This window comes from Mannheimia indoligenes (assembly GCF_036880405.1).
In the GTDB taxonomy this organism is placed as follows: domain Bacteria; phylum Pseudomonadota; class Gammaproteobacteria; order Enterobacterales; family Pasteurellaceae; genus Mannheimia; species Mannheimia indoligenes.
Genome location: NZ_JBAJJM010000005.1, coordinates 122,242 through 134,666, shown reverse-complemented (window position 1 = coordinate 134,666; position 12,425 = coordinate 122,242). Strand labels below are relative to the sequence as shown.

General features: G+C 40.5%; 7 protein-coding genes. 6 read left to right on the top strand and 1 reads right to left on the bottom strand.

Going from position 1 to position 12,425, the window contains the following annotated elements:
- Window positions 1-165 precede the first annotated feature (165 nt).
- The 5 genes from glgB (at window position 166) to V6W77_RS03850 (ending at window position 9,866) form a co-directional block, all read left to right on the top strand.
- Entirely contained in the window at window positions 166-2,403 is a 2,238-nt protein-coding gene (gene glgB / locus V6W77_RS03870) for a 1,4-alpha-glucan branching protein GlgB (protein WP_334253838.1), read from the top strand.
- Between the two features lie 9 nt (window positions 2,404-2,412).
- Entirely contained in the window at window positions 2,413-4,428 is a 2,016-nt protein-coding gene (gene glgX, locus V6W77_RS03865) for a glycogen debranching protein GlgX (RefSeq protein WP_334253837.1), read from the top strand.
- Window positions 4,421-5,734, top strand: coding sequence for a glucose-1-phosphate adenylyltransferase (gene glgC, locus V6W77_RS03860; RefSeq protein WP_334253836.1), 1,314 nt, complete (start codon window positions 4,421-4,423; stop codon window positions 5,732-5,734). The genes glgX and glgC overlap by 8 nt, the downstream gene beginning before the upstream one ends.
- Window positions 5,735-5,832: 98 nt before the next feature.
- Window positions 5,833-7,269 (top strand): glycogen synthase GlgA, encoded by a 1,437-nt coding sequence (gene glgA, locus V6W77_RS03855; protein ID WP_334253835.1) that lies wholly within the window; start codon window positions 5,833-5,835, stop codon window positions 7,267-7,269.
- A gap of 95 nt (window positions 7,270-7,364) precedes the next feature.
- Complete coding sequence (locus tag V6W77_RS03850; protein ID WP_334253834.1) at window positions 7,365-9,866, top strand: glycogen/starch/alpha-glucan phosphorylase; 2,502 nt, start codon at window positions 7,365-7,367, stop codon at window positions 9,864-9,866.
- An 83-nt stretch (window positions 9,867-9,949) separates the two neighbouring features.
- Here the strand turns inward: V6W77_RS03850 and trmJ are convergent, their stop codons facing one another.
- The gene (gene trmJ / locus V6W77_RS03845) at window positions 9,950-10,666 is read right to left on the bottom strand and encodes a tRNA (cytosine(32)/uridine(32)-2'-O)-methyltransferase TrmJ (RefSeq protein WP_334248678.1); all 717 of its coding nucleotides are present in this window, start codon (window positions 10,664-10,666) and stop codon (window positions 9,950-9,952) included.
- 209 nt (window positions 10,667-10,875) lie between these two features.
- On the opposite strand from trmJ, the gene pntA reads away from it, so the two are divergent.
- Window positions 10,876-12,414, top strand: a complete 1,539-nt coding sequence (gene pntA / locus V6W77_RS03840) for a Re/Si-specific NAD(P)(+) transhydrogenase subunit alpha (RefSeq protein WP_334253833.1) — start codon at window positions 10,876-10,878, stop codon at window positions 12,412-12,414.
- Window positions 12,415-12,425: the final 11 nt, after the last annotated feature.

Sequence of the window (12,425 nt, the reverse complement as noted above, 5' to 3'; positions counted from 1 at the left end):
AATTTGGTGGTTAATTCTTTATTCACGAACTAAATCGATTTAGTCATAAAAATTATTTTGTGATTTGCATCAAAAAACAGAATAAATCTACTTCTTTTATTTTTATTTAGTGGTAGAGTAGAACTACTAAAATATGAGTATTAAACGTTTAAGCAAGGAGTGCCTATGCAAGATTATACTTACTCCGACAGAGATTTAACATTTATCGATCAACTATCTCTCGGTTATTGTAAAGATCCTTTTTCCTATTTAGGCATTCATTCTATTGATAACGGTATTGTCATCAGAGCTTTCCTCCCTTCCGCTACTTCTTGTCGAGTTATTGATTTAAAAGGAAAACCTGTGTCGTCGATGTTAAAAATTGATGATAGAGGTTTTTTTATTGCCGAAATCATTGGTAAAAAAATTGATTTTTCTTACCGCTTGTTAGTGGAATATGAGGGAGAAACTTTAGATATTGAAGATCCTTACCGTTTCAAAACTCACATTCAAGAGCTGGATAATTGGTTATTTGCCGAAGGTAAACAGCTTCGTCCTTATGAAAAATTAGGGGCTCATTTAGTTACTCAAAATGAAGTTGGTGGCGTGCATTTTAGTATTTGGGCACCTAATGCTTTGCGTGTTTCGGTTGTGGGCGATTTTAATCATTGGAATGGATTAGTCCATTCAATGCGTTTTCACCCGGATTCAGGAATATGGGATATTTTTTTGCCGAACGTTAAAAAGGGAGCGTGCTATAAATTTGAAGTGTTGGATAGCAACGGCGTGTTACGTTTAAAATCTGACCCTTACGCTTTTGCCTCTCAGTTCCGTCCGGATACGGCATCAATTGTGTCGGGTTTACCAAGCATCGTGCCGTTAGAGAAAACGTGTCGTGCGGCAAACGCTGAAAACAAACCGATTTCCATTTATGAAGTGCATTTAGGTTCTTGGCGGCGAAATATTGAAAATAACTATTGGCTAAGCTACGAAGAGTTAGCTGATGAACTTATTCCTTATGTCAAAGATATGGGCTTTACCCATATTGAACTCCTTCCGATTTCCGAATTCCCGTTTGATGGCTCTTGGGGTTATCAAACTACAGGGATTTATTCACCAACCAGTCGTTTTGGCAGCCCTGAAGGCTTACGTTATTTTATTCAAAAAGCACACGATAAAGGCATTGGCGTGATTTTAGACTGGGTGGTGGGGCATTTCCCGGTTGATGAACACGGTTTGGTCTATTTTGATGGCACACATCTTTATGAACACGCTGATCCGAAAGAGGGCTATCACAAAGATTGGAATACCTTGATTTTTAATTACGGCAGAAATGAAGTGAATAATTATCTGTCGGGTAATGCGTTGTATTGGATCGAACGTTTCGGCATTGATGCGTTACGGGTGGATGCTGTAGCTTCAATGATTTACCGTGATTATTCCCGCTCAGACGGAGAGTGGATTCCAAACAAATACGGCGGACGTGAAAATTTAGAAGCGATTGATTTCTTACGCCACACTAACAATATTTTACGCAATGAAAGTCAAGGTGGTGCGGCGATTGCGGAAGAATCCACCTCATTTGCCGGCGTTTCGCACCCAACGGAACACGGAGGCTTGGGCTTTAATTACAAGTGGAATATGGGCTGGATGAACGACACTTTACGCTATATGCAAAAAGATCCGATTTATCGCCGTTATCACCACAATTTAATGACCTTTGGGATGACTTACCAATATAGTGAGAAATTTGTACTGCCGCTTTCCCACGATGAAGTGGTACATGGCAAAGGCTCGCTATTAAATAAAATGCCAGGCGATTGCTGGCAAAAATTTGCGAATTTGCGGGCTTATTACGGCTATATGTGGGGCTATCCGGGCAAAAAATTACTCTTTATGGGCAATGAATTTGGGCAAGGCAAAGAGTGGAATTTTGAAGAGAGTTTGGATTGGTATCTGCTCGGCGAAGATGGCGGTGAATGGCATAAAGGTGTACTAGGTTGGGTGAAAGCCTTGAACCGTTTATACACCGAAACACCGGCACTTTTCGAGCAAGATTATGACCCAGCAGGTTTTGAATGGCTTGTGGTGGACGATCACGATAATTCTGTATTTGCCTTTGAGCGTAAAGCAAAAAATGGTGAGAGCGTGATTGTGGTAAGTAATTTCACTCCTGTAGTGCGTAAAGATTACCGCATCGGTGTGAACGAAGCCGGCGAATATCAAGAAATATTAAACTCTGATTTAGCTTGCTATTGTGGAAGTAATGTAAGTAATGAGGATAAATTTGCGACTGAAGAAGTAGAATCACACGGCAGAAGTCATTCTATTAATATTACATTACCACCGTTATCAACTATTTTTATTACAAAAACGAAAAAGCAAAAAGCTGTGCAGAAAAAAGTAACTAAAAAAGCAAAGTAGTAAATATAAATGAAGTTTTTTAGAGGTAAACCATTCCCTCTTGGCAGTTCGCTCTGCATACAAGCGGGTAAATTTGGCACAAATTTTGCAATTTTTTCACAAAATGCGACCGCTATTGAATTGTGCCTTTTTGATGAAAGTAATCAAGAAACCCGCATTCCAATGAGTGCAAGTGAACATACTTGGCATATTTTTGTTGAAGGTGTAAAAGCCGGCACTAAATATGGTTATCGAGTTAAGGGAGAACAAAACGAGCAAGCAGGCTTGCTGTTTAATGCAAATAAGTTGTTGATCGACCCTTATACCAAAGCCATTGAGGGAATGCCTGATCTGAGCAGTGAAGAGGCTGTAAAGTGGTATGCTTGGAATGATGAGCGAGATAATGGACAGATTGCCCCAAAATCTGTAGTAGTTGATGAACACTTTGATTGGGAAGGGGATAGTCAGCTTTTCACCCCTTGGACAGAAACCATTATTTATGAAGTGCACGTTAAAGGGTTCAGTCAGTTAAATCCTGCTATACCACAAGAAATTAGAGGAACTTTTGCAGGATTAGCTCATAAAAATTCCATTGAGTATTTGAAAAAACTGGGTATCACAGCGGTAGAATTATTACCAATTACTTACCATATTGATGAACCTCATTTACAAAAGCAAGGCTTAGTAAATTATTGGGGATACAATGTTTTAGGTAATTTTGCGGTTGATCCGAAATTGGCTTCAGATAATAAAAATCCGCTTAAAGAGTTTAAGCAATTAGTGAAAACACTACACAAAGCCAACATTGAAGTGATTATGGACGTAGTATTTAACCACACTGCTGAAGGTGGTAAAGACGGTGCAATGCTCAGTTTTAGAGGGCTTGATAACCACGCATATTGGCTAAACGAGCAAGGCGAATATGAAAATTGGACAGGTTGTGGCAATACACTTAATTTAACCAATCTTAATATTCTCCGTTGGGCAATCGATTGCTTATGTTATTGGGTGGACGAGTGCCACGTGGACGGATTCCGTTTTGACTTAGCATCGGTGTTAGGCAGAACCCCAAGTTTTTCCGAAAAAGCGGACTTTTTTAAGGCAATCCAAAGTTGCTCGAAACTCGCTCATATCAAATTAATTGCCGAGCCTTGGGATATTGGTGGTGAGGGCTATCAACTTGGTAAATTCCCCGAGCCGTTTTACCAATGGAATGATCGTTATCGTGATGATATGCGTGCTTTCTGGCTGCATAATCAAGGCGATCTAGGCTTATTTGCCTGCCGTTTTGCCGGCAGTGATGATATTTTTTCCAAACATTCCGCCTCGAAAAGTATTAATTTTATTACTGCTCACGATGGTTTTAATCTGCAAGATTTAGTCAGCTATAACCAAAAACATAACTTGGCGAATGGCGAACAAAATCGTGATGGGCATAATGAAAACTTCAGCCATAATCACGGTGTGGAAGGTGAAACAGATGATGAATCGGTAAAAAAACAGCGAGAAATGACCGCTTATGGCTTATTGGCAACCTTACTTCTTTCGGGGGGAGTGCCAATGTTATTTGCCGGCGATGAAATGGGACATACTCAACAAGGCAATAATAATGGCTACTGTCAAGACAATGAAACCACTTGGTTAGATTGGGAAAATGCTAACCAAGCTCGGATAGGTTATGTTGCCGAACTCATTGCATTACGAAAAAAAATCCCACTGCTTTCAGCCCAAAATCAATGGTGGGACAGTCAATCGGCTCGTTGGCTCAATGCATTAGCAGAACCGTTGCAAATTGAAGATTGGCATAATAATAGCTTAAAAGAAATAGCAATTTTATTACAGGATAACTGGTTGATTTTGGTTAATGCCAAACGCCAGAAACAGCAATTTTTATTGCCTAAAGGCTACTGGAAAGTGGTTATCGGGCAAAAAAACGGTACTTTGATGACAGAAACGCAATCAGTTACGCTCAATAATATGGGAGTATGCGTACTTCAAAAAAGTGATGGAATTCACACAAAAATATTGGAGACACAACATGCTTAACCAAGAATCAACCTCTCTTGTTGCAAGACAAGATTTGACGAATGAAACGTTGGTTTTAATTTTAGCCGGTGGACGAGGTTCTCGTCTTTATGAATTAACAGATAAACGTGCAAAACCTGCTGTTTATTTTGGGGGAAGCCGCCGTATTATTGACTTTGCGTTATCTAACTGCATTAACTCAAATTTATTAAAAATTGGCGTTATTACGCAATATGCCGCTCACTCACTATTGCGTCATTTACAGCGTGGTTGGTCGTTCTTGCCTTATGAGCGTAACCAATATATTGATATGTTACCTGCTCGTCAGCAATTAGATGAAAACACTTGGTATCGTGGTACAGCTGATGCGGTTTATCAAAATATGGCGATGATGAAATCACATTATCGTCCAAAATATGTCATTATTTTGGCAGGCGACCATATCTATAAAATGGATTACACTCAAATGCTAAAAGATCACGTTGATCAAGGTGCTAAATGTACGGTGGGCTGTATTGAAGTGCCACGTTCTCAAGCCTCAGAATTTGGGGTAATGGCGGTAAATGAAAAACTAAAAGTGAAAGAGTTCGTGGAAAAACCGGCTGATCCACCGTCAATGCCGGGCAAACCTGATTCGTCTTTAGCCTCAATGGGAATTTATGTATTCAATGCAGATTATCTCTATGAAATGCTAGAAAAAGAGGCTTCAACACCGGGAACATCGCACGATTTCGGTAAAGACATTATTCCAAAAGCAGTAGAGCAAGGCGTGTTATACGCTCATCCATTCGAGCGTTCTTGCAAAGGACGTAATGCAAGTGGTGCAATTTACTGGCGTGATGTAGGAACAATTGATAGCTATTGGTCTGCTCATATGGATTTAGTTTCTGAAGATCCTGAATTGGATTTATATGATGAGTCTTGGCCGATTCACGGTCGCCCTCAGCAAACTGCACCGGCACGTTTCTTCTATAATCATACGCGTGCAAGAACCTTAGATAACTCATTAATTGCAGGTGGCTGTGTGATTACCGATGCTGAAATCAGTAACTCGGTGTTATTTAACCGTGTTCACGTTGAATCAGAATCTGTTATTGAGCATACTGTTATTCTTCCACAAGTTACTATCGGCAAAAACTGTGTGATTAAACGAGCGGTGATTGACCGACATTGCGTAATCCCGGACGGTTTGCAAATTGGGGTTAATTCGGAAGAAGATGCTAAAAATTTCCGAGTCAGTAAAAATGGAATTGTATTGGTTACGCGTTCAATGCTAGATAAGCTGGCAGGTAAAGAAGTTAATACGGATATTAAATATACAATTTAAATATTGATGCTATAATACTTCGGGTTTAAATACCCGAAGTATTATTTTCAAGCGGTCTAAATTTAATAAAAATTTGCAACACAATTAAATGGTAAAAAATGAAAATTTTACATATATGCTCGGAAATGTATCCGCTGATTAAAACAGGTGGACTGGCTGATGTTATGGGGGCTCTGCCTTTTGCTCAACAACAAGCAGGTAATGATGTCAGAGTATTAATTCCTTATTATCCTAAAGTTGCCCAAACCTTAGGTGAAACCGTAGAAGTGGCAACAATAGGTACTTTTGCCGGTTTAGTTACGGTTCGATTTGCCTATTTCAACGGATTAGGCATTTATGTAATTGATGCACCACATCTGTTTATGCGTGATGGTAATCCTTATCACGATGCGAATTATCAAGATTATATCGATAACTACAAACGTTTTGCGTTATTAGGCTATATAGGTGCTCAACTTGCTCAAGGCTTGGATCACTGGTGGGGTTCAGCCCAAGTGTTACACGCTCACGACTGGCAGGCAGGTCTTTCTTGTGCTTATCTGAAAAGCTGGGGTAGCAACGTCAAAACCGTATTTACTATTCATAATATTGCCTATATAGGGCGTTTTAATGCGTTCCATCTGGCTGAGCTTGGTTTACCTTGGGAGTTTTTTCAGGCTGAAGGCTTAGAGTTTTATGGTGAAATTTCTTACCTTAAAGCAGGTTTATATTTTGCTGATCGTATTACGACAGTAAGCCCAACTTACGCACGTGAAATTACTGAAGAGATTGCAGGGGCAGGTTTACACGGCTTACTTGCCACTCGCCAATATCAAGGCAGATTGAGAGGGATTTTAAACGGTGTTGATAATGATGTTTGGAATCCTGAAACCGACACCTACATTGTTGCCAATTACCGTCCTAACTATATGCACGGTAAAGCGAAAAATAAAGTGGAGTTGCAACGTATTTTTGGTTTACCGGAACAAAAAGAAGCCCTATTAATGGTAATGGTTACTCGTTTAACCGAGCAGAAAGGGGCAGATTTCTTATTAGCGAATATTGATACGCTAATGCAGCACAATGTACAGCTTATCGTGCTAGGCAGTGGTTCGCCGGATTTGGAAAATGCATTACGTTATTTCCAACATAAATATCCGAACCAAATCGGTATTAAGATTGGTTATGATGAAGCACTTTCTCATCAAATTATAGCCGGTGGCGATGTGATTCTTGTACCAAGCCGTTTCGAGCCTTGTGGATTAACTCAACTTTACGGCTTGAAATATGGCACATTGCCACTTGTTCGCCGCACAGGCGGATTAGCCGATACGGTATTTGATAGCCACAAAGAGAGTATTGAAAACCGCACCGCAACAGGTTTTGTGTTTGATTATCCTGATGCACCGGCGTTTTTAGAGGCGGCAATAAGAGCGATTAATTTGTGGCAAAAACAGAAGCTTTGGTCAAGTGTTCGCCAAAATGCGCTGGCTCAAGATTTTGGTTGGGCGAAAGTGGCTGAACAATATCAAAATTTATATCACGAAATTATTTAATATATTCAAAATATTATTACAAGCGGTTAAATTTGCAAAAAAATTTGTAAATTCAACCGCTTGTAATATCCATAAAAATTAGGAGATTTTACTCAATGAGCAGGCAGTCGTTAAGCCCCGAAATGATTAAAAGCGTAAAAGACGCAATTTTACATAAAATGGTATTTGCATTAGGTGTTGAGCCTCGAGATGCGAGCAAACGTAACTGGTTAAATGCCGCACTTCGTGTAGTGCGTGATTTATCTACCGAAGAGTGGCTACAAACTCGTCGCAGCCAAGTTGCAAATGGAAGTCGCCGTGTTTATTACCTATCAATGGAATTTTTGATGGGACGTACTTTCAGTAATGCGATGATCTCGGAAGGCGTTTATGAGCTTATTGGTGCTGCGTTAAAAGAGTTAGGGCAAGATCTTGAAGATATCATTAATGAAGAAGGCGATCCGGGCTTAGGTAACGGTGGTTTAGGTCGATTAGCTGCTTGCTATTTAGATAGCCTTGCGACAATGAAAATCCCTGCTATCGGTTACGGCATTCAATATGAATATGGTATGTTCCGCCAAGAAATCCGTAATGGTGAGCAAGTAGAGCAGCCTGATGAATGGTTGGAAAACGAATTTGTATGGCCATATCTACGTTCAAGTAAACGTTTCCCTGTCCGTTTTGGTGGAAAAACCTGGCGTGAAGGTAAAAAAGTAGTGTGGCAGCCGGAAGAAGAGATCACCGCTCAAGCACACGATCAGCTGATCCCAGGCTTTGAAACTACCTCAACGAATAGCTTACGTTTATGGTCTGCTCACGCTTCAGGTAAAGGCTTTGCGTTATCAGAGTTTAATCGTGGTGATTATTTTGCTGCAATGGTTAAACAGAATAGCTCAGAAAACGTTTCTCGTGTGCTTTATCCGGACGACTCTACTTATAACGGTCGAGAGTTACGTTTACGTCAAGAATATTTCCTCTGTTCGGCATCTGTGCAAGATATCATCCGCCGCCACGAAGCGGAATTTGGCTCTTGTGTAAATTTAGCAGATAAAGTGGCAATTCACTTAAATGATACCCACCCAACCCTTGCTGTTCCTGAGTTAATGCGTATTTTAATTGACGAAAAAGGTTATTCTTGGGAACAAGCGTGGGCAACCACCAGCAAAACATTCTTCTATACTAACCATACCTTAATGAGTGAAGCGTTAGAAACCTGGCCGGTAGAGATGTTAGCCCGAGTGTTACCACGTCATTTAGAAATTATTTTTGATATTAATGAACATTTCTTAGAAGAAGTTCGTAGCCAATTCCCAGACGATAATGACTTGATTTCTCGTGTGTCGTTAATTGACGAACAAGGCGACCGCCGTGTGCGTATGGCATGGCTTGCAGTAGTGGCTTCAAGCAAAGTAAACGGTGTGGCAAAAATCCACTCTGATTTAATGGTGGAGTCGATTTTTGCGGATTTCGCTCGCATTTTCCCGAATCGTTTCACTAATGTGACTAACGGGGTAACACCTCGCCGTTGGATCAAGATCGCCAACCCAGGCTTGGCTAATATTTTAGATAAATATATCGGCGATAAATGGCTAACCGATTTAAGCGAATTAGAAAAATTCAATGATTTTGCTGATGACGCTGATGTACAAGCTCAAGTTGCTGCGGTGAAATTTGAAAATAAACGCCGTTTAGCAAACTATATTAAGGAAACGCAAGGTATTGCACTTAATCCGGAAGCGATTTTTGACGTACAAATCAAACGTATTCATAAATACAAACGTCAGCAAATGAATGTGCTTCACATCATTACACTTTATAACCGCATTTTACGCAATCCAACTGCGGATTGGACACCTCGTGTGTTCATCTTTGCAGGTAAAGCGGCGAGTGCGTATTATGCGGCGAAGAAAGTGATTCGTTTAATTAATGATGTGGCAAGTGTGGTGAATAACGACCCTCGCATTAATGATTTAATCAAAGTGGTGTTTATTCCGAACTACAGCGTGTCGTTAGCTCAAATGATCATTCCAGCGGCAGACGTTTCAGAGCAAATTTCATTAGCAGGTACAGAGGCCTCTGGTACATCGAATATGAAATTTGCCCTTAATGGTGCTTTAACCATTGGTACGCTAGATGGTGCGAACGTGGAAATTTTAGACCGCGTTGGCAAAGATAATATCTTTATTTTCGGTAACGAAGTAGAACAAGTGGAAGAGCTTCGCCGTAACGGCTACTCGCCATATCACTACTTCGAAAAAGACAGTGAGTTGAATGAAGCGATTTCACAAATTCTAAACGGCAAATTCTCGCCAGAAGATCCATATCGCTACCAAGATTTGATCTTAAACTCAGGCGACTACTACCAAGCCTGTGCAGATTACCGCAGCTATGTGGAAGCTCAAGAGAAAGTGGCTCAAGCCTATCGCAATAAGAAAGCGTGGATTCGTTCAGCAATCATCAATATTGCCAATATGGGTTACTTCTCGTCAGACCGTTCGGTAATGGATTATGCTAATAACATTTGGAAAATCGAACCAATGAGCGAAGAGCAATTAAAAGGCGATTCAACGATGGATAGCATTATTGAAAGTTCAAACAAATTGTTGAATTTGAAATAATAATTGAGATAAAACGGTAAGAGAAATCTTACCGTTTTTGTTTTAGAGGGATTTGCAAAATATAGCAGAAAAATGACCGCTTGTTAGTTTGATTTCTCAACCGCAGTTAGCATTCCCCTTAGTAAATTCAGCTCATTAGTTTCTAATTCCGCTCGTTGATAAAGCCGGCGGAGCTTCAACATTACGGCATCATTGCGGATAAAGCCCAACTCTTTATATAAACGTTCGGTGTGAGCGAAAAAATGTTCTAGGGCTTCTGCGGTTGGGTACTCTTTTTCTTCTACAAGCGGTCGTTGTTGTTCGGAATTTTGCAAATATGCCATACGGATTTCATAGCTTGCCAGTTGCACCGCCATTGCTAAATTGAGCGAGCCATAATCAGGATTGGTTGGGAAATTGAGATGATAGTGGCATTTTAGTAGCTCTTCATTTGTTAGCCCCACTCGTTCACGACCAAACACAATTGCGACTTTGCCAAGATTTGCACGGTTTATGACTAACTCCCCACAATCTCTGGGTTCAATTAAACTGTTTTGCAAATGGCGAAGTCTGGCACTAGTGCCAATAACCAGTTGGCAATCGGCTATGGCTTCATCAAAAGTAGCGTAAATTTGAGTGTTATCTAGTACATCTTTTGCCCCTGCTGCAAGGGCTTCAGCTTGTTCATCAATCGGTTGCTTAGGAGCCACTAAACGCAAATGGGTTAATCCCATTGTTTTCATTGCCCGTGCGGTTGAGCCGATATTAGCAGGGAGGGAGGCTTCAACCAAAATAATTTGGATTTGATCTAAAATATTCATTGAATTGTTTCTTTTTTGTTAAATTTTTTACGCCAATAGTGTAGCAAATTTTTTGATAGCTTAAAATTTGAAAAAATACGAAATAATCCCGAAAAATAGTCAGATTTTTTTACAAATTTAGTTTATTTAATGGTACATTTAGACAGTTTTTTAACTTGAGTGAGGCTAATTATTTAGCCTTGAATAATAACAACCATACAGGAGTCTTTATGCTTATTGGTGTACCAAGAGAGCTGTTAGACGGTGAAACTCGTGTGGCGGCAACGCCTAAAACCGTTGAGCAGATTAAAAAGCTTGGCTTTGATGTCCTTATTGAAAGTGGGGCAGGTTTTAAAGCCAGTTTTGAAGACAATGCATTTTTAAATGCAGGTGCAAATATTAGCACGCAACAAGAAGTTTGGAATGCAGACATTATTTTTAAAGTGAATGCCCCAACAGAAACTGAAATTGATTTAATCAAAGAAGGTGCGACTTTGGTTAGCTTTATTTGGCCTGCACAAAATCCGGAATTGATGGAAAAATTGCAGTCTAAAAAAATTAATGTGTTGGCAATGGATGCAGTACCTCGTATCTCTAGGGCACAAGCCTTAGATGCGTTAAGCTCAATGGCGAATATTTCGGGCTATCGTGCCGTAATTGAAGCGGCTAATTCATTCGGCAGTTTCTTCACCGGTCAAATTACCGCAGCAGGTAAAGTCCCACCGGCGAAAGTGTTAGTGATTGGTGCAGGTGTTGCAGGCTTGGCAGCAATCGGTGCAGCAAACAGTCTTGGTGCAATCGTGCGTGCATTTGACTCTCGTCCTGAAGTAAAAGAGCAAGTGAAATCAATGGGTGCAGACTTCTTAGAAATTGATTTTGAAGAAGAAGGCGGCTCAGGTGACGGCTATGCGAAAGTGATGTCGGAAGAATTTAACCGCCGTGCGATGGAGCTTTATGCGGCTCAAGCGAAAGAAGTGGATATTATCATCACGACAGCTGCAATTCCGGGTAAACCGGCTCCTCGTTTAATCACTAAAGAGATGGTCGATTCAATGAAACCGGGTTCGGTGATTGTCGATTTAGCAGCAGCGACCGGTGGTAACTGTGAATACACCAAAGCAGGCGAAGTATTTGTAACCGACAACCAAGTGAAAGTGATTGGCTATACCGACTTCCCGGCACGTTTACCAACGCAATCTTCTCAACTTTACGGTACAAACTTAGTAAATTTATTAAAACTGTTAGCACCGAATAAAGATGGTCAAATCGACATTAATTTTGAAGATGTTGTGTTACGTGGCGTAACTGTCGTACGTGATGGTGAATTAACTTGGCCGGCTCCGCCAATTCAGGTTTCAGCTCAACCACAAAAACAAGCGGCTGCACCACAAGCGGTCAAAAAAGAAGAAAAACCTGCAAATCCAAAAGTGAAATATGGCGTAATGGCTGGCGTAGGGGCATTATTCTTATGGATTGCTTCGGTTGCTCCGGCAGCATTTTTATCGCACTTTACCGTATTCGTGCTGGCTTGTGTGGTTGGTTACTATGTGGTTTGGAATGTCAGCCACGCATTACACACCCCGTTAATGGCGGTAACTAATGCGATTTCAGGTATTATCATCGTAGGGGCAGTACTGCAAATTGCACAACCTGTTGGTAATTTCTTTATTGATATTTTAGCCTTTATTGCGATTTTAGTTGCCAGCATTAATATTTTTGGTGGCTTTAAAGTAACGCAACGAATGCTGGCAATGTTTAGAAAAGGTTAAGGAGAACGAAG